This is a genomic window from Tessaracoccus sp. SD287, from assembly GCF_017355265.1.
In the GTDB taxonomy this organism is placed as follows: domain Bacteria; phylum Actinomycetota; class Actinomycetes; order Propionibacteriales; family Propionibacteriaceae; genus Aestuariimicrobium.
This window is the reverse complement of sequence record NZ_JADIJQ010000001.1, coordinates 1-18,813: the sequence shown is the minus strand read 5'-3', so window position 1 is coordinate 18,813 and position 18,813 is coordinate 1. Positions and strand designations below refer to the sequence as shown.

Genomic DNA, 18,813 nt, shown 5'->3' with positions numbered 1-18,813 from the left:
GCAGCCGCGGCTGCGTTCGGTCAGCGGATTTCGTCCTGACGATAGCCTCCTGCGTGGGTGCAGGCACAGTGACCGGGCCGCATGTCGGGTGCCGGGCTGGACTGCTCACATCACCCAGCCCACCCAGTCCTTGCCCCGGGGCAGCGCACGGATCACCCGGCGCGCCACCCAGGCGCCGAGCATCGAGGCCACGAAGACCAGCAGCGACACCGCCGGCACCATCACCACCACCGGGACGGGTGCCTGCCGCACGGTGAGGTCGCTGAGCCGGAAGAATGTCTCGATCAGCGCCGGGTGGATCAGGTAGATGCCCAGGGTGACCGCGCTGAACTGCTCGACCAGGCGGCGCATCCGGGGTGAGGGGTCCAGTCCGGCCGCGACCTGCTTGACGGCCACGAAGATCGCCATGGCCGCCGCCGCGGTCGGCAGCGTGAGGTAGTTGTAGAAGGTCTCATTGAACGTGCCGGTGGCCGACGAGGCCCAGGCCGTGCCTCCGACGTTGATGGTGACCCCGAGCAGTCCGGCCAGGTACAGCCCCCGTCGCTGCCTGCTCGACCACTCGGTCTGGCCCAGCCACCAGCCCAGGAAGAAGTAGAACAGGTAGCCGCTGAACTCGGGCATGGGGCGGTACATGCCCTGACCGCTGTAGATGGCCACCAGTGACGTGACGAAGGTCAGCACCGGCCCGCCGATGCCGAGCACGACCACCACGGTGCGCCAGTGGTGGGGTTCGGTGCGGGCAATGAACAACTGCACCAGGGGGGCCAGGAAGTACAGCGGGACGAGCATGTACAGGAACCACAGGTGGTAGTAGATGGGGCCGAACCACATGTCCCACAGGCCGGCCACCGCACCCCTGGGGGTGAGGGGCATTCGGGTGGCCCGCAGCAGGAAGACCTGGTAGACCAGCGACCAGATCACCAGGATCGATGCCAGCCGCAGGGCCCGTCCGAACGTCTTGCGATAGGCGGTGCGCAGGTCGTCGGCGTTCCTGCCGGGTCGCAACAGGAACAGCCCCGAGACCATCACGTAGATCGGGACGCACCAGCGGGCCGCACCGTCGTACAGGTTCATCAGCTGCCACTCGGCCGAACCCAACCTCACCCGCTGCAGGTCACGCATGGCCACGTGCAGGGTGACCACCGCGAGCATGGCGATGATGCGCAGCAGGTCGGGGTAGACCAGGCGTGGTGGGGTGGCGCTCACAGCGAGTCTCCTGGGGTCTGGCGGGTGCGGCGGACCCCGCAGGGCCCCGTCCACCCTAGGTCTCCGAGGACATCATGTGCGACGGTGGACACCGGTTGGGGTGGTAACTTGCTGGGGATCTTCCCTCAACACACCCGGAGGTAGTGCCGTGGCCGGTGGTCTAGCCGCTCTGCTCGATGACGTTGCCGTGATCGCCAAGATGACCGCGCTCGCGGGCAAGAAGGCGGTCGCCGTCGTCGTCGACGACGCCGCTGTCACCCCTCAGTACGTCGAGGGCTTCACCCCGGCACGTGAACTGCCGATCATCTGGCGCATCGCCAAGGGGTCGCTGGTGAACAAGGCGATCCTGATCGCCCTGCTGATGCTGCTGGACACCTTCCTGCCGGTGGTCCTGACCCCGCTGCTGATGCTGGGCGGCCTGTACCTCGTCTTCGAGGGCGCTGAAAAGGTCTACGAACTGGTCTCCGGTCATGGTGGGCACAAGGACGGCGAGCCGGTCGTCGAGGTGGGCCCCAACCACGAGAAGTTGATGGTCAAGGGCGCCATCACCACCGACTTCATCCTGTCGGCCGAGATCCTGGTGATCTCGCTGAACACCATCAATGACTCCGTCGGCGGCGACCTCGGCATCTGGACGAAGCTGCTCGCCCTGCTGGTCGTCGGCCTGGCCATCACCGTGCTGGTCTACGGGGTCGTCGGTCTGATCGTGAAGATGGACGACATCGGCCTGCACATGACCAACCAGGACGCCGAGGGCACCCAGAAGCTGGGCCGCATGCTGGTCAACGGCATGCCCGTGCTGCTCAACGTCCTGTCCTTCGTCGGCATGATCGCCATGCTGTGGGTCGGCGGACACATCCTGGTCAGCGGCACCAACACCCTGGGCTGGCACGGCCCCTACGAGCTGGCGCACTTCCTGGCCGACCCGGCCCACGGGGTGCCCGGAATCGGCGGTGCGCTGGCGTGGCTGGTCGACACCCTCTACTCGGCGCTGGTCGGGCTGGTGGTCGGCGGGCTGATCGTGCTCGTGCTGCACTTCCTGCCGTTCGGGCGCAAGGATCCCCACGACCCCGCCGCGGTGGAGGAGCCCGCACACTGATCCTCGCCGCTGGCTAGGCTGCTGGTGCAGGGACACACCAGCGCACTGGCGCGCGAAAGGACCAGCAACCATGATCAACGGCACCGAACGTGATGCCATCACCCGGGCCATCCGATCCCACGGCGAGGTCGACCCCGACTACCTGACCAGCTACTACCAGCTGGTGCCCACCGACAGACTGTCCAACCACCGCGCCGAGGACCTGTTCGGCATCGCCGTGGGCCACCTGGTGCTGGCCCAGCAGCGCCAGCCCGGGCAGGACCTCGTCCGCGTCTTCACCCCCACGGTGGCGCGCGACGGCTGGGCCGTGGGCGCCAGCGTCGTCGAGACCGTCACCGAGGACCGGCCCTACCTGGTCGACTCGGTGCGCGGCGCACTGGAGGGACTGGGGCACCGCGTCATTGACCTGTTCCATCCGATCTTCACCGTGACCCGCGACGCCGGGGGCCGGCTGCAGCAGGTGAGTCCCCGCACCGCCAGCGAGGAGGACTCCCATGACGACGAGTCGTGGATCCACCTGCACATTCCACGGCTGCACGAACCCGGCGCTGCGGCGCACCTGGAACAGACGATCCATCGGGTGCTGCAGGACGTGCGCACCGCCGTCGACGACTGGGGGGCCATGTCGTCGCGGATGTGGCAGGCGGCCAACCACGTCGCCGACCGTGAGGCTGCCGACCTGCTGCGGTTCCTGTCCGACGACGAGTTCACCTTCCTGGGAAGTGTCCGCTACGACATCGACGGGGACCAGGTGCGCGCGGTCACCGACTCGCGCCTGGGCATTGCCCGGCGGCTGCTGGATGCCGCCGACCTGCCGCTGGACACCGCGCTGCGGCGCGCCGCCTGGCACGACCGGCAGGTCATCGTCACCAAGGGTGGCCACCCGTCCAGCCTGCTGCCGGGGCGGCACAACGACATCGTCGCGGTGAAGCTGTTGGGCCCCGACGGAACCCCCGTCGCCGAGGAGCGCTTCGTGGGCGCGTTGGCCAACACCTTGCACACCGGGTCGACCACGCGCATCCCACTGGTGCGGGAGACCGTCGAACGCGTGCTGGCCGAGTTGGAGGTGCAGCGCGATTCCCATGCCGGCCGTGAACTCATGCAGGTCATCGACAGCTATCCCCGACAGGAGCTCTTCCACGCCGAGGCCGCCCAGCTGGCCCAGACGGCGCTGGAAATTCGCGAGCTGGGTTCGCACCCGCAGTCGCGGCTGTTCGTGGACGTCGAACCCTTCCAGCGCTACGCCACCTTCATCGTCTTCCTGCCCCGGGACCGCTACTCGACCACCTCGAGGTTGCAGATCACCCGGCTGCTGCTCAACGCCGTCGAGGGCGAGTCGGTCGAGTACCAGACCCAGGTCACCAATTCGCCGCTGGCCGTCCTGTACTTCACGGTGCGGATGGCGCCGGGCAGCAGCGTGCCGGCCATCGACCGTGACGGACTGGAGCGACTCATCGACGAGATCGGGCGCGACTGGAACGAGGAGTTCCAGGCTGCGCTGGTGGCTGAGTTCGGCGAGGACCACGGGGACGCCCTGGCCGGACGCTACATCGGCGCCTTCAACCAGAACTACACCGAGCAGGCGACGGCCCGGATCGGTGCCTGGGACGCCTTCCAACTCGATGCCCTGCGCGAGGAGCCGCTGCGACTGACGTTGTACCGCCCGACCGGGGCCCCCGACGGCGTCCGGCGGCTGAAGCTGTACCTCTCGGCGCCGGCGACCCTGTCCGACCTGCTGCCCATGTTCAACGACCTGGGCGTCACCGTGACCGATGAACACCCCCACGTGGTCCACCCCACGGGGGCAGAGCCGCAGTTCCTGCTCGACCTGGGGCTGCTCACCGACGAGGAGCACTGGGCCGCACCCGAGGCCGCCAGCCGCTTCCAGGACGCCGTGCGGGCCGTCCGACTCGGTGAGGTCGACTCCGACCCGCTGCAGTCCCTGGTGCTCAGCGCGGGCCTCACCGTCCGGCAGGTGGTCATCCTGCGTACGGTGGTGGCCTACCTGCGCCAGCTCGGGCTGAGCTATTCCACCTCGTTGGTGCAGCAGGTGCTGCACGCCAACCCCCGCACGGCTGGACTGCTGGTCGACTTCTTCGAGTCGCGGTTGGACCCCGAGCGATTCACCGACCCCGACGAACGCGCCGCGGCCGTGGCGCAGGTGCGCGCCGACCTGGACGAACTGGTCGACGCGGTGCCCTCCCTTGACCAGGAGTTCATCCTGACCGGCTGCTGCCAGGTCATCGCCGCCATCCTGCGGACGAACTACTACCAGCGTGACGCCGCGGGCAGGCCCGAGCCGGCACTCGCGCTCAAGCTGGCCACCCGTGACCTGCCGCTGGCACCCGAGCCGCGGCCGTACCGCGAAATCTGGGTGCACGGCCCCCGCGTCGAGGGGGTGCACCTGCGCTTCGGGTCGGTGGCCCGCGGGGGACTGCGCTGGTCCGATCGTCGCGAGGACTTCCGCACCGAGATCCTGGGCCTGGTCAAGGCGCAGGTGGTCAAGAACGCCGTCATCGTCCCCGCCGGGGCCAAGGGCGGCTTCTTCGCCCGCAGGGCCGGCTCGCCGACGACCAACCGGGACGCCTGGCTCGACGAGGGCAGGGCCGCGTACCAGCAGTTCATCACCGCCATGCTGTCGGTGACCGACAACCGTGTCGGCACCACCGTGGTGCCCCCCGAGCAGGTGCTGCGCTACGACCAGGACGACCCCTACCTGGTGGTGGCGGCGGACAAGGGCACCGCCAGCTTCTCCGACCTGGCCAATGCCATCGCCCTGGAGCGCGGCTTCTGGCTCGGTGACGCCTTCGCCTCGGGTGGTTCGCGCGGCTTCGACCACAAGGCGATGGGCATCACCGCCCGCGGCGCCTGGGAATCGGTCAAGCGACACTTCCGGGAACGCGGCCTTGACACCCAGGCGCAGGACTTCACCTGCGTCGGCGTCGGGGACATGTCCGGTGACGTGTTCGGAAACGGCATGCTGCGCTCACCCCACATTCGGCTGGTGGCGGCCTTCGACCACCGCCACGTCTTCGTCGACCCCGTCCCGGACGCCGCCGTCAGCTTCGGGGAGCGGCAGCGGTTGGCAGCCCTGCCCCGCTCGTCCTGGGACGACTACGACCGCACCCTGATCAGCGAGGGCGGCGGGGTGTGGCCCCGGGACGCCAAGTCCATCGAGATCACCGGACCGATGCGCCACGCGCTGGGCATCAGCGCCACCCGGTTGACCCCTGCGGAGCTGGTCAAGGCCGTGCTGGAGGCACCGGTCGACCTGTTCTGGAACGGAGGCATCGGCACCTACGTCAAGGCCACCGACGAGCGCCACGACCAGGTGGGCGACCGCAGCAACGACGCGGTGCGGGTCGATGCCAGCAACCTGCGGGTGGCGGTCATCGGCGAGGGCGGCAACCTGGGCCTCACCCAGCGGGCACGCGTCGAGGCGGCGCTGGCGGGCATCGGGGTGAACACCGATGCCATCGACAACTCGGCCGGGGTCGACACGTCTGACCACGAGGTCAACATCAAGATCGTCCTCAACCAGGCCATGAGGGCCGGTGACCTCACCCAGAAGCAGCGTGACCGGATGCTGGTGGACATGACCGACGAGGTTGCCCAGCACGTGCTGCGGACCAACTACGAACAGAACGTCCTGGTGGGCAATGCGCGCACCCAGGACGCGCAGATGGTCGGGCCGCACCAGCGGCTGATGGCCAGCCTGGAGGCCTCTGTCGGGATGAACCGCGACCTGGAGGCGCTGCCCACCGACGCCGAACTGGATGAACGCCAGGCCAGTCTCGGGATGGGACTCTCCTCGCCGGAATTTGCCGTGGTGATGGCCTGGACCAAGATCGAGGTGAAGTCCCACCTGCTGGAGACCGGCCTGTTGGATGACCCCTACTTCGACCATGTCCTGGTCGACTACTTCCCCGAACAGTTGCGTCGTCGGTTCGCCGGCGAGATCCAGCAGCACCCACTGCGTCGCGAGATCGTGGCGAACGCGGTGGCCAACAACGTCTTCAACCGTGGCGGGGTCTCCTTCGTCTTCCGGGCCATGGAGGAGACCGGTGCCGAAGAGGCCGACGTCGTGGGGGCCTTCATCGCCTGCCGTGAGGTCTTCGGGCTGAACGAGTACATGCATGCCGTCGAGTCGCTCGACAACGTGGCCCCGACCCGGGCGCAGGCAGAGCTGTACCTGAGTTTCCGGCGCCTGCTCGACCGCGCCGTGCGACGCACCCTGCTGCAGGGGGACCTCAGCGACATCACCGACTACGTCGAACGCTACCGACCGGCGGCCACTGAACTGCGCGGACGAGTGCGCGAGTTGCTGCAGGGGCGACTGGCCGAGGAGTACGAGGCCGACGTCCAGCAATTCCTGGACTGGAACGTGCCCGAGGACCTGGCCCACCACGCGGCCGGGCTGGCCGCGTCCTACGTGGTGCTGGACGCCGTCGACCTGGCCGGACAGCATGCCACCGACGTGCCCCGGGTGCTGCGCATCTGGTTCGAGTTGCAGCATCGGCTGCAGGTGGGCGACCTGCTCGACGCCATTGACGACCTGGGTCATGCCGGTCGCTGGGACGCGATGGCACGAACCTCCAGCAGTCTGGACGCCCACCTGGTGCTGGGGCAACTGGTGGGTGGCGTGCTGGAGGACGGCGGTGACGTCGACCAGTGGTGGACCGATCATGCGGTGGCCATCGAATCGGCGCTGTCCACGATCCAGGAGGCGCTGCAGGTCGAACACGGGGGACTGGCCCCGGTCTCGGTCAGCCTGAGGGCGCTTCGCGACATCCAGAGGTGAAGCCTGTGACCTGAACTCGCCCGGATTCAGGCTGTGGACTCACCTCACGCAGCGCCGACACTGGCCGATCAGGAGAGATGTGCTGTCGGGAGGGACCAGTGGGGTCAGCTGTTCTCGGCGAAGAAGGTCCTGGCGGCGGCGACCAGTTCGGGGTCGGGATGCTCGGCATTCAACTGGTCGATGCTGTCCAGGGTGGGCTGCTGGTCGCCGTCGGTGTCGGCGACGAACAGCACCGGGGCCCAATCCGGGTTGATGTTGGTCACCGATTGGGCCACCAGTTCGTGTCCCAGTGCCGCCTGGAGAATGTCGCGGGCGGCCTTGTGCCAGTCGTTGACCATGATGCCGGAGGCAGTGGCGGTCCGTTCGAGGTCGAACAGGTCGCGGCTCAGGTCGGTGGTGGTCTCGGCCCCGGACTCCGGGTCGACCTCCCAGTCGTGGATCGACCACTCGTCCGGCCACCAGCGGTAGTACTCGGGTTCGTCGTCGACCTCGGGAATGGCGGCCAGCGCCTCCTCGGTGTGGGCCAGCAGTCTGCAGGTGGTGACGTCACTGTCGGTGGTCACGGCCAGCGCGTACAGGTCCTCGTCGGCGTGACTGGCGAGCATCGGCGGGATCGTGGCCACGAAACAGGCCACCATCCGCTCGTACAGATCCCGAAGTTCGGCATGGACCAGATCAGCTGACTGCGACATGCCCCAAGGCTAGATCGAACCGTGGTGCGCCGCGCGCCAAGGGTGGGAAATCCAGTTGATCACGGCAGGTCCGCGGTGCGACTGTGGAGCCGTGACCAGCACCCAGAGCCCCATCCCTTCGCCCACGCTCACGCTTCGACGGCTGCAGCCGACCTCGAACGCCGACGTCGAGGCCTGCGCCGCCTTCGAGATGGCCGCCATCGAGGAGACCCTCGGCGGCCGTGACGTTCGCACGACCCAGCAGCAGGCGACGAACATGACCCCCACCGACTACTGGGACATCCGCACCTTCGGGGCCTTCCTGCCCACGGATTCAGGAGAGGAGGTCATGGTCGGCCAACTGGAACTCAATGTGCCGCTCAACGAGAACCTGGACATGATCCACTTCCACGTCGAGGTGCTGACGCCCTACCGGGGACGTGGCATTGCCTCCCGGCTGCTGGACGAGCTCGAGGCCCAGCGCGAGCAGATCGGTCGGCCACGGCTGACCACCTACGGCACCGTGACCGACGCGGAAGCTGACGTCGACGACCCCAGTCTGCCGATCAACAGGATCGCCGCCCGACTGGGTCTGACCCGCCGCAACGTGGCGGTGGCACGGCTGCTCGACCTTCCCGTCCCGGCAGAGGTCCTCGACGCGATGGAGGCCGAGGCCGCACCCCACCTCGGCGACTACAGCATTCAGGTCTGGCACGGGCACCCGCCCCGGGAGCACTGGCTGCGCTACGGGGCCCTGCTCACCCAGCTCGACCTGGACGAGCCGGACGAGGACGTCGAGCTGGAACCCCAGCACTACGACGAGAAGCGGCTGCAGATCGCCTTTGACCGGCAGGACCGCACCGGCATCGTCCCGGTCATCGCGGTGGCGGTGGCACCCGACGGCAGCCTGGTGGGGCATTCGGAGTTGCAGTACCGCAACAACCCGGGCACCACCCTGGTCTGGCAGGAGAACACCCTGGTGATGCCCGAACACCGGGGACACCGACTCGGTCTGGCGCTGAAGGCGGCCACCCATCGGGTGATCAGTGAGCAGGCACCCCAGCTGCTCCGCGAACTCACCTGGAACAGCCACGTCAACGACCCGATGATCGGCATCAACGAGAAGATGGGCTACCGCGTGCTGCTGCGCGAGGTCGCCTACCAGAACGCCTGACGTGCCCGACGGGCCCACCCCCGGTCTAGAGTGCCGGGGGTGAGCTCTGTTCCCGCTGCCCCGTCGGCCGCACACCCGGCGTACCTGCGTCCCTCCATGCTGGCGCTGGTCGCGGCCGGCGGGGCCGTCGGCACCTGGGGGCGGGCCGCCCTGGGACAGGTGGTGCGCCGTGAACCAGGCGGTTGGCCCTGGTCGACGCTGCTGGTCAACCTGGTCGGGGCCCTCGTCCTGTCGGTCATGCTCGAGCTTCTGGGGCGGCTGCGCCGGGGCCACCTGCCGCTGCGTCTGGCGCTGGGCACCGGGCTGATGGGCGGGTTCACCACCTACAGCGCCTTTGCCGTGGAGACGGTGGACCTGCTGCGCACCGGGCAGCCCGTGCTGGCGCTGCTGTACGCGGTGCTGACCCTGCTCGGGGGTCTGCTGATGGCCCTGTTCGGCCTGTGGTTGGCCAGTCCTGGACGGCGCACCCTGCTCGGGGCCCCGCTGGAGCGGTCCTGATGCTGACGATGCTGCTGGTGGGCGTGTTCGGCGGTCTGGGTGCCGCGGCCCGGTTCTTCGTGGACGGCGTGGTGACCTCACTGCGCCGCACCTCGGTCCCGATCGGCACGCTGGCGGTGAACCTGTTGGGCTCCCTGGGCCTGGGACTGCTGTACGGATGGTGGGCGGGACACTCCGAGCTGGTGATGGCGCTGGTGGGCACAGGATTCTTCGGCGGGTTCACCACCTTCAGCACCGCGATGCTCGAGTCCGCCCGGCTGGTGGTGGAGCAGCGCCGCTGGGCCGGGCTGGGGCTGGTGGCGCTGATGGCGGTGCTCTGCGTGGCAGCCGCCGCCTTCGGATGGACGCTGGCGCCCTGATTCGGTGGGCCCCTTGTCGAGTCCGCGCGGGTCGGGGCAGGATGAGGCATGACCGATCTCACCGCGAGCCGTGAATGGTTCACCCGGCTCACCCGGGCCGCCCTGTCGTTGATCGACCAGGTGCCCGAGGATGCAGCCGACCGTCCGGGTCTGGGCAACTGGAACTTGGCCGAGCTCACCGCCCACACCATCCGAGCCTGGACGGTCCTGAGCAAGGCGCTCGCCGACGACGAGCCGACGGGTCAGTCACCGATCAGCGCCGTGCAGTACCTGGTGGAGGGGCTGACCGCACCCGGTGTGCACCCCGGCGTCGAGGAACGGGCCCGCAACGACGCCGCCGAACTGGGGGTGAGTCTGGCGGCGGCGGCGCGGGAGGCCGCCGCGGCGGCCCGCGAGGCGTTGGACGAGGCGCCCGACAACCGGCTGGTCAGCAGCCGGTTCGGCACCCTGGCGCTGCGGGAGTTCCTGCGGACCCGCAACCTGGAGCTCGTCGTCCACGGCTTGGACCTGGCCCGGGCCCTCGGGACCGAACCGCCGCCCGAGCTCGTCGAAGCGACGGTTCCGGCTCTGTCCCTGCTGGGTCAGGTGGCGGTGCAGCGGGGCATGGCGGTGGCATTGTTGGAGGCCGCCACCGGACGGGTGCCGCTGGCGGCCGACTACAGCCTGATGCGCTGACTCAGTCCTCTTCGGGCATCAGCGGCAGTTCTTCTTCATCACCCAACAACTTCTCGTCGTCCTGTTCGTGCTGCGGGGCCTCCTGCTGGGTGGAGTCCGACTGCACCTGGCGCAGCTCTTCTTCACGGGGGTTCGGGTTCTCAGTCATGACCTCAGCCTTGCACGCCCGCGTCAGCCAGCGTGGCATTTTGCGGATCCTCGGTGCCACGGTGGCCGTCTCCGCCTGCCGTGGTGGCTTGGCCACTGTGGCAGGCGCCCTCGGCTAGTGCCACGTCCACGGCGACCAGACAACCAGTGGGGTCGGGGGACCTAGGCATCAGTCCTGGGGGACGTCAGTCCTCGTCGTTCAGCAGGGGCAGGTCCTCTTCGTCCCCCGGCAGCTCGTCCTCGAGTTGGTCACTGGTGGGGACGATGTCGGAATCGGGGTCGGGCTCCTCCTGGTCAAGGCGCTCCTCGATCGAGTCACGGCGCTCCGGCTGGGCCAGATCTGCCTGGAAGTCACGGATTCCGGAGCGGTCCTGTTCGAGGTCTGCCGGCGCGACCTCGTTGGCCAGCAGGTCATCGGACGACAGGTCCTCAGTGGTGACCTCGGAGGACGTGGGGTTCACCTGCTGTTCGGCCTGTTCCAGCAGTTCGGCGTCCTCGCGGGACAGTTCATTCGGGTCCTCAGTCATGACCTCAGCCTTGCACGTCAGCGTCAGACGGTGGGGCATTACGTCGATGCCCGCCGCGGGGGTGCCGATGGGTGGGTTAGCGTCGGGGCATGCTGATTGACCACGCCATCTGGTGGCATGTCTACCCACTCGGTGCCGTTGGGGCACCCATCCATGACCCCGACGAACCCGGTGAGCACCACCGGCTGCGACGACTGGAGGCGTGGCTCGACTACGCCATTGACCTGGGCTGCTCGGGGTTGCTGCTGGCACCCATTTTCGCGTCCGCCAGCCACGGGTACGACACCCTGGACTACTTCCGCATCGACCCCCGGCTGGGGGATGACGGCGACTTCGACCACCTGGTGGCGGCGGCGCGTGACCGCGGCCTGATGGTCATGCTCGACGGGGTGTTCAACCATGTCGGTCGAGAGCACCGGCTGGCGGCGTCGCTGGGCACCTCGGCGGCGTGGGAGGGGCACGAGTCGTTGACCGAGTTGGACCACGCCAACCCGGCGGTGGTCGACCTGGTGGTGGAGGTGATGACGCACTGGCTGAGGCGCGGCATCGTCGGCTGGCGCCTGGACGTGGCCTACGCCGTGCCGGCCGAGTTCTGGCAGGCTGTGCTGCCGCGGGTGCGTGCCGAGTTCCCCGACGCCGTCTTCCTGGGCGAGGTGATCCACGGCGAGTACGACCAAATCCTGAGCGAGACGAGCCTGGACTCGCTCACCCAGTACGAGTTGTGGAAGGCCATCTGGAGCTCCCTGCACGACGCCAACTTCTGGGAACTGGCCTGGACGCTGGAACGCCACGACGCCTTTTCCCGCGAGCACGTGCTGAACACCTTTGTCGGCAACCACGACGTGGACCGCATCGCCAGCCTGGTCGGCGACGACGGCGCCGCATTGGCGGCGGTGCTGCTGCTCACCCTGCCCGGCATGCCCAGCATCTACTACGGCGACGAGCAGGGCTTCAGGGGAACCAAGACCGAGGGGTTCCGGGCCGATGATCCGCTGCGACCCGAGCTGCCGGCCGACCCCTCCGAACTGGCGGGGGTGGGGCGGTGGTTGTTCGATCTGCACCAGGACCTGATCGGACTGCGCCGCCGCCACTCGTGGCTGACCCGGGCGCGGGTGGGCGTGCTGGACAAGGAGAACGAGTGGATCACCTATGAATGCGTGGGTGGCCCGGGGGAGCGACTCGAGGTCGAGATTCGGCTGGCCCCCGTGGCCAGTGCCCGGGTGCAGGTCGACGGCGGGGAAACCTTCACCTGGTCGGCAGGCTGATCCGGGCTGGTCCGGTCTACCCGGCCTGGTCCGATCTACCCGGGCTGGTCCGATCTACCCGGGAAGGACGTCGGGTAAATCAGCGGAGCCCGGGTAATCCGGGTCCGACTGGTGCGTTGTCGGCGTCCGGCACGGGCCGTACGGTCTGCGCCTATGGTGGAAAGGGCACGACATCCCTGCACCGCACGCTGACCGAGGACGAGATTTCCATGACTGGCACCGGCTGTCCGCTCCACGACGACTCGCTGCGTTTCTTGCGCGACGGCTACCGTTTCACCTCGAAACTGCGTCGGGAACGCCATGGCGACGACGACGCCCGTCCGCTGGCGGTGCGGCTGCTGGGCCGACCGGCCACCGTCCTGCGCGGTGCTGCCGGGGTGCGCATCTTCTACGACGAGTCCAAGGTCAAGCGGGCCGGTGCCATGCCGACCCCCATCCAGGGATCGCTGTTCGGCAACGAGTCGGTGCACACGCTGGACGACCAGGCCCACCGGCTGCGCAAGCAGACCTTCGTCAGGGTCTGCTACGACGACGAGCAGGTGGCCAGGATCAAGCCGATGGTCGAGGCCGAAGTCCGTGAAGCCGTCCAGCGCTGGACGAAGCACCCCGACAGCGTCTACGACTCGGCGGTGATCGCCTACGGCCGGGCCAGCATGCGCTGGGCCGGCATTGAGGGGCGCGACGCGGACCTGGACGTGCAGGCTCGACGCCTGGGCGAGATCGTCGAGGGCTTTGCCCACCTCAACGCCGACCACCTGGTCTCGTGGGTGAACCGGCGTCGCACCGACCGCTGGTGCGCCACGGTGATCCGTGAGCAGCGGGCCGGCACCCGCACCGCGGCACCGGGGACCTCGCTGTACGAGTGGGCGAATCATCGCGAGAACGGCGAGTTGCTGGACCCGAAGCTGGCCGGCATCGAAATGCAGAACACGTTTCGTCCGCACATCGCGGTGGCACGCTTCGCCGCCTTCGCCGCCAAGGCATTGCACGACCACCCGGTGTGGCGCGACGAGATCCGTGCCGAGACCGGTGACCGGGGCACGCTGGTCGACGGACCCAAGGCCACTGCGTTCGCCCAGGAGGTGCGCCGTTTCTACCCGTTCGTGCCCATGCTCCCGTCCTTCGCCCGCACCGACTTCGAGGTCGACGGACACCAGGTGCATGAGGGGGAGCGGGTCCTCATCGACGTCCTGGGCACCGATGTCGACCCCCAGGAGTGGGAGCGGGCTGGTGACTTCGACCCGGGCCGCTTCCTGGGGGTCGACGACTACGAGTCGCTGGAGGCCTTCATCCCGCACGGTGGCGGCGACGTGCACACGGGCCACCGCTGCCCGGGAGAGAAGATTGCGATCAGTTCGCTGGCGACGATGATCGCGGCCCTGTGCGAGCCCGGGGTGACGATCCACCCCGAGGGGCTGGACGTGGACTTGTCGCAGATGCCGACCAAGCCGCGCAGCGGCGGCATCGTCTCCAAGGAGCCGCGCGGTAGCGGCATCGTGTCGAACGGCGGCTGATGCTGGTTTCTCCACCACCGCCCGGGCACCATGGGGGCATGTTGGACACAGGAGTCACCGGGCACGACGTGCTGCTGGCCGAGACCACCAACCAGGCCGGCGACGCGATCATCGCGATCGACCGGCAGGGCATCATCCGGGTCTGGAACCAGAAGTGCGTCGAGATCTTCGGCTGGGCTCCCGAAGCGGCGCTGGGGCAGTCGGTCGACCTGATCATCCCCGAGAAGTTCCGCAGCGGCCACGACCACGGCTTCACCGCCGCCATGGAGTCGGGGCACCTCGCCTCGGACGGCAGGGCGCGGCTGACCAGGGCGTTGACGCTGAGCGGTGAGCCCGCCTACGTCGAGATGACCTTCGCCGTGGTCAACGACGCGTCCGGTGCCGCCGTCGGTGCGGTGGCCGTGGCCCGGGCAGCCAGCAAGCCGGACAAACCCGCCGACCCCCGCGACGAGAAGACCCGCAAGCTGTACACGGGGCCGATCGTGGACGTGACCTTCGACGGCAGCCTGTGCATCCATTCGGGCAACTGCACCGGGGGGATGCCCTCGGTGTTCGACACCTCCCGGCGGCCCTGGGTCAATCCCTCGGTGGCCGATACCGCGGGGGAGGCCGACGAGTTGCGGCGGGTGGTCGGCACCTGCCCGACCGGGGCCCTGCAGATCGTGGAGCACGGCAGCGCCGTCGGTACCGACCCTCGCCGATCGGATGTCATGGATGCTCCGGAACCGGCGGTGGAGGGGCGTCGCGACCTAGGCTGACCTCTCGGACATAGCCAACAGAGCGGGGCCGACCATGGACAAGCCACATCCCAGTGACGTCGGGGACGTCGACGACGGCACCGCCGAGAAGGGGACCGTCGGGGAGGTGCGCGTCGACACCCAGGTGGGTGGGCGCGACCTGACCCGCTGGAACACCCGGCTGGGACAGTGGCTGGTCGACATCGTGGAACGGACCGGTCTGGCCCTCGGGCTGAAGAAGACCCTGGTGCTGATCCTGGCCCTTGGTGCCGGCACGGCGACGATGATGACGTGGTTGGCCTCCGAGGTCTACGAGTCGGTCGTGGAGGCCGACGGGGTGGCCCGGCTGGACCATCCGCTGCTGAGGATGATGCTGCGGCTGCGGTCCCCGGCGCTGGACGAACTGGCCACCGACTACACCAACATCGGGGGCGTGGTGATCATGCCGATCCTGGCAGCAGCGACCATGGCGGCCCTGGCCCTGATCCGTCGCTCCTGGACACCCGTGATCCTCATCACTGCCGCCGGCGCCGGATCCTTGCTGATGACGATCGCCGGCAAGCAGTTGCTGGGTCGCGCCCGACCCTCGCTCGCCGACGCGGTGCCGCCCTATGAGCACTCGGCGTCCTTCCCGTCGGGTCACACGCTCAATGCCACCGTGATCGCCGGCGTCGTCGCCTACCTGCTGGTGCTCCGGCAGCACCGGCGGTTCTCCAGGGTGCTGACCGTGCTGGTGGCGACGCTGTTCGCGTTCACGATCGGGGTCAGCCGGGTCTTCCTGGGGCACCACTGGTTCACCGACGTGCTGGCTGCCTGGGCGCTCGGCGCGGGGTGGTTGGCGGCGGTCATCACGGCCCATCGGCTGTACCTGAGCGCGACCACACGGGTCGTCGCCATGGACGGGTCGGACGCGCAGGCGTCGATTCAGGCCAGGGTCGCGGCCAGGCCCGCCAGGGACGACTCCAGCGCTGAGGCGTCGTAGTTCTTGGCCAGCGAGCGCACCGCCGGGTCGTCAATCTCGGTCGGGTCGTAGGTGAGGGTGACATTGGTGGTGCCCGCGTCCAGGGGCTCCAGCTCCCAGAGCCACTTGGCGCCCACCTGCACCCCATTGGTGACGTTGCGCAGGTTCTGCCACCCGATGACGCGGTTCTCGACGAAGGCAAAGACCTCATTGTCGGTCTGGTAGTCGCCCTCGTCATTGGTCATGTTCATCCGGAACGTGTCGCCCACCGCCTTGATCCGATCACCCTGGTCGAGGGAGCGGACCCCACCGGTGCCGTCGGTCTCCGGGTGGCGAACAGGGTTCGACAACAGGTTGAAGATGTCGGTGGCGGCGGTCGGAATCTCGCGCGAGGCGCTGACAGTGCTGGTCTCGGTCATGTCCCCAGCACAACACAGAACGGGACGGCTGTGGCGGTCCCGGCCACGATCGTCGACCACTCCCTGCCGGGCGTCCCGTTCGGAATCCCTACGCCATCGCGTCGGCGACGGCGGCCACGAAGTCGTCGACGTGGGCCTCGGTGGTGTCGAAACTGCACATCCAGCGCACCTCACCAGAGGCCGCGTCCCAGTCGTAGAAGAAGAATCGTTCGCGAAGTTGCGCCGCCGCCTGTCGGGGCAGCACGACGAACACGGCGTTCACGGCGACGTCCCGGGTGATCCTCACCCCCGGCAGTCCGCGGACGCCCTCGGCCAGGCGGGCCGCCATGGCATTGGCGTGGGCGGCCGAGCGGTGCCACAGGTCGCCCTCGTACAGGGCAATCAACTGGGCCGAGGTGAAGCGCATCTTGCTGGGCAGTTGTCCCAGCAGCTTGCGCAGGTACAGCGGCCCACGCACCCGGTCAGGGTTGAGCACCACGACGGCCTCGGCGCCCAGCAGTCCGTTCTTGGTGCCGCCCAGGCTGAGCACGTCGACGCCTGCGGCCGCGGTGATATCGCCGAGCCCGCCGCCCAGTGAGGCGGCGGCGTTGCCGAGTCGGGAGCCGTCCATGTGCAGCGCCAGCCCACGGTCGTGGGCGGCTTCGGCCAGCCCACGCACCTCGTCGGGGGAGTAGACGGTGCCGAGTTCGGTGGACTGGGTGATGCTCACCACGGAAGCCTGGGCGTGGTGCTCGTCGCCGCGACCGTGCGAGTAGTGGGCGACCAGGTCGGGGGTGAGCTTGCCGTCCGGGGTGTCGATGGTGACCAGTTTGATGCCGGCGAGCTTCTCGGGGGCACCGCACTCGTCGGAGTTGATGTGGGCGGTGCGGGCGCAGAGCACCGCGTCCCAGCGTTCGGTCAGCAGGCCCAGTGACATCACGTTGGCGCCGGTGCCGTTGAACACGGGATAGGTCTGTGCCCGGCCGCCGAAGTGCTGGCGCATGACGTCCTGGAGTCGGGCGGTGTAGGGGTCGGCGCCGTAGCTGGGGACATGGCCCGTGTTGGCCGCGGCGATCGCCTCGAGCACCTCGGGGTGGATGCCGGAGATGTTGTCGGAGGCGAAGCCGTGGCTGGTGGGGTCATGGAGCGGAGCGGGCATGCCGCTCACAGTACTGGCAGCGAGAGAGGCCTCAGGATCGGTCGGCCTTGAACAGGGCATAGGCGTCCAGTGCCTGCTGGCGGGACTCCTTGAGGTCGACGACCATCGGGACGTGGTCGTCGCCCACCCAGCGCGCGACGAAGCCTCCCTCAGGGTCGAACTTGCCCTGTTGCAGCGCCGGGTTGAAGACCCGGAAGTAGGGTGCCGCGTCCGCGCCACAGCCGGCGACCCACTGCCACGAGACCGGGTTGTTGGCCTCGTCGGCATCCACCAGGGTGTCCCAGAACCACGCCTCGCCCTCCCACCAGGGCTGCAGCAGGTTCTTGGTCAGGAAGGACGCCGTCACCATCCGGGCACGATTGTGCATCCACCCGGTCTGCCACAGCTGCCGCATGCCGGCATCGACCAGGTCCTGACCGGTGCGGCCCTGCTGCCAGGCCGTCAGCAGCTCGGGATCGGGGTTGTACGGGAAGCTGGCGTACTCCCGGCGCAGCGGTGCGTTGGGCAGGTCGGGATGGTGGTAGGTCAGGTGCCAGCTGAACTCGCGCCAGTAGAGCTGGCGTTGCCAGGCCGTCCGGTCGGTGGTGGCCAGCTCGGTGAAGGCATTCGAGGCGTGGATGAGCTGGCGGGGTGAGACCTCACCGCAGCGCAGCCGGGGCGACAGCCGACTGGTCGCCTCCGGGTCGGCCAGCAGGTCGCGTGAGGTGGTGTAGCCGTCGATGCGCGGCGCGAGGTCTGCCAGCGCCGTCTCGGCCGCGTCCTCGCCGGGCTGCCAATGCTGGGCAATGGTCTCGCGCCACCAGGCCGGGTGGGTGTCCAGCAGTCCCAGGTCGTCCAGGCCGACCAGTGTTCCGCGCTCGTGCAGAGCCTTGACGGCCCCGTCGAGACGGTCATCGGTGGGTGCGGGCAGCGGGTCTGGCACGTCCAGCGCCGGTGCCACCTCGAGCTGCGAGGCAGCCTTGTGAAATGGCGTGAACACCTGGTAACTGCCACCCGAGCCGGTCTGCACCTGCCAGGGCTCGACCAGCAGGGCGCCGGCATGACTGCTCGGGGCATGCCCGGCGGCCTCCAAGGCCGACTTCACCTCGGCGTCGAGTGTGCGGGCCGCCACGGCATAACGGCGCGACCAGTGCACCGACGAGGCACCCAGCTCGAGGGCGATCTCCGGCACCAGCCGACGCGCGTCACCGCGTCCGTAGACCAGCGGCACCCCCAGCCCGTCCAGTCGCGTGCCCAGCAGCTGCAGGCTGCGGTGGTACCACCACCGGGTCGCCGCGCCCAGGGGTCGGGGGCCCAGCGGCGCGCCGTGGTCGTCGAGGGCACCCTCCTCGCGGATCCAGAGGGCGAGCACGCCGGTGCCCGCGCGGCGGGCGTCCTCGACAGCGGCCGACAGTGCCTCATGGTCAGCGGTGCGCAGGTCGTCGCGGAGCCACAGCAGCACGGTCATGGCCACAGCCTAGGAGGCCGGGACGGGTACCCCGGGCTCCGCGGAAAACCTTGTCGAGAGTTGCTCGGCTGGCTAGGTTCGGGGTGGAACCGTCGGCCAACAGTGGGGGACAGTCATGAACTCGTTCGACGTCGTGGTGGTGGGAGCCGGCATCTCGGGGCTGGCGTGCGCGCAG

At 68.8% G+C, this 18,813-nt stretch carries 17 protein-coding genes; 10 read left to right on the top strand and 7 right to left on the bottom strand.

The annotated features are described in order from the left end of the window. Positions 1–105: 105 nt before the first annotated feature. On the bottom strand, positions 106–1,206 hold the full coding sequence (locus IPV09_RS00085; protein ID WP_207472802.1) for an acyltransferase: 1,101 nt from the start codon (positions 1,204–1,206) through the stop codon (positions 106–108). 148 nt (positions 1,207–1,354) lie between these two features. Between IPV09_RS00085 and IPV09_RS00080 the strand changes: the two genes are divergently transcribed. Then, a complete protein-coding gene (locus IPV09_RS00080; protein ID WP_207472801.1) occupies positions 1,355–2,305 on the top strand; it encodes a DUF808 domain-containing protein in 951 nt (316 codons plus the stop codon). A 70-nt stretch (positions 2,306–2,375) separates the two neighbouring features. After that, entirely contained in the window at positions 2,376–7,106 is a 4,731-nt protein-coding gene (locus IPV09_RS00075) for an NAD-glutamate dehydrogenase (protein ID WP_207472800.1), read from the top strand. 104 nt (positions 7,107–7,210) lie between these two features. On the opposite strand, the gene IPV09_RS00070 is transcribed toward IPV09_RS00075, so the two are convergent. Further along, positions 7,211–7,798, bottom strand: coding sequence for a DUF4303 domain-containing protein (locus tag IPV09_RS00070; protein WP_207472799.1), 588 nt, complete (start codon positions 7,796–7,798; stop codon positions 7,211–7,213). Positions 7,799–7,889: 91 nt separating this feature from the next. Between IPV09_RS00070 and IPV09_RS00065 the strand changes: the two genes are divergently transcribed. From IPV09_RS00065 to IPV09_RS00050, 4 genes are read left to right on the top strand one after another with little or no spacing between them, the layout of a single operon-like run. Beyond that, on the top strand, positions 7,890–8,951 hold the full coding sequence (locus tag IPV09_RS00065) for a GNAT family N-acetyltransferase (protein WP_207472798.1): 1,062 nt from the start codon (positions 7,890–7,892) through the stop codon (positions 8,949–8,951). 39 nt (positions 8,952–8,990) lie between these two features. Next, entirely contained in the window at positions 8,991–9,449 is a 459-nt protein-coding gene (locus IPV09_RS00060; RefSeq protein ID WP_207472797.1) for a CrcB family protein, read from the top strand. Continuing rightward, positions 9,449–9,808, top strand: a complete 360-nt coding sequence (locus IPV09_RS00055) for a CrcB family protein (protein ID WP_207472796.1) — start codon at positions 9,449–9,451, stop codon at positions 9,806–9,808. Before IPV09_RS00060 ends, IPV09_RS00055 begins: the two co-directional genes overlap by 1 nt. Positions 9,809–9,856: 48 nt before the next feature. Continuing rightward, a complete protein-coding gene (locus tag IPV09_RS00050) occupies positions 9,857–10,483 on the top strand; it encodes a maleylpyruvate isomerase N-terminal domain-containing protein (protein ID WP_207472793.1) in 627 nt (208 codons plus the stop codon). A gap of 1 nt (position 10,484) precedes the next feature. Here the strand turns inward: IPV09_RS00050 and IPV09_RS00045 are convergent, their stop codons facing one another. After that, a complete protein-coding gene (locus IPV09_RS00045) occupies positions 10,485–10,631 on the bottom strand; it encodes a hypothetical protein (protein WP_207472791.1) in 147 nt (48 codons plus the stop codon). A gap of 184 nt (positions 10,632–10,815) precedes the next feature. Continuing rightward, positions 10,816–11,157 carry a hypothetical protein gene (locus tag IPV09_RS00040; RefSeq protein WP_207472789.1) on the bottom strand — a complete coding sequence of 114 codons (342 nt, stop codon included), beginning with the start codon at positions 11,155–11,157 and terminating at the stop codon, positions 10,816–10,818. 89 nt (positions 11,158–11,246) lie between these two features. Here IPV09_RS00040 and IPV09_RS00035 point away from each other — a divergent pair, with 89 nt between their 5' ends. From IPV09_RS00035 to IPV09_RS00020, 4 genes are all read left to right on the top strand, one after another. After that, entirely contained in the window at positions 11,247–12,422 is a 1,176-nt protein-coding gene (locus IPV09_RS00035; RefSeq protein ID WP_207472788.1) for an alpha-amylase family protein, read from the top strand. Positions 12,423–12,631: 209 nt separating this feature from the next. Then, positions 12,632–13,936 (top strand): cytochrome P450, encoded by a 1,305-nt coding sequence (locus tag IPV09_RS00030; protein ID WP_207472787.1) that lies wholly within the window; start codon positions 12,632–12,634, stop codon positions 13,934–13,936. Between the two features lie 38 nt (positions 13,937–13,974). After that, positions 13,975–14,694: a (4Fe-4S)-binding protein gene (locus tag IPV09_RS14020; RefSeq protein ID WP_242681019.1), complete on the top strand. Its 720-nt coding sequence runs from the start codon at positions 13,975–13,977 to the stop codon at positions 14,692–14,694. A 34-nt stretch (positions 14,695–14,728) separates the two neighbouring features. Then, complete coding sequence (locus IPV09_RS00020) at positions 14,729–15,655, top strand: phosphatase PAP2 family protein (RefSeq protein WP_207472786.1); 927 nt, start codon at positions 14,729–14,731, stop codon at positions 15,653–15,655. Here the strand turns inward: IPV09_RS00020 and IPV09_RS00015 are convergent. The 3 genes from IPV09_RS00015 to IPV09_RS00005 all read right to left on the bottom strand — a co-directional run bounded on the left by IPV09_RS00015 (position 15,598) and on the right by IPV09_RS00005 (position 18,638). After that, positions 15,598–16,053, bottom strand: coding sequence for an SRPBCC family protein (locus IPV09_RS00015; protein ID WP_207472785.1), 456 nt, complete (start codon positions 16,051–16,053; stop codon positions 15,598–15,600). The two genes, IPV09_RS00020 and IPV09_RS00015, sit on opposite strands and share 58 nt — an antisense overlap. An 88-nt stretch (positions 16,054–16,141) precedes the next feature. Beyond that, positions 16,142–17,191 (bottom strand): low specificity L-threonine aldolase, encoded by a 1,050-nt coding sequence (locus IPV09_RS00010; protein WP_207472784.1) that lies wholly within the window; start codon positions 17,189–17,191, stop codon positions 16,142–16,144. A gap of 31 nt (positions 17,192–17,222) precedes the next feature. Further along, entirely contained in the window at positions 17,223–18,638 is a 1,416-nt protein-coding gene (locus IPV09_RS00005; RefSeq protein ID WP_207472783.1) for a deoxyribodipyrimidine photo-lyase, read from the bottom strand. Positions 18,639–18,813 lie beyond the last annotated feature (175 nt).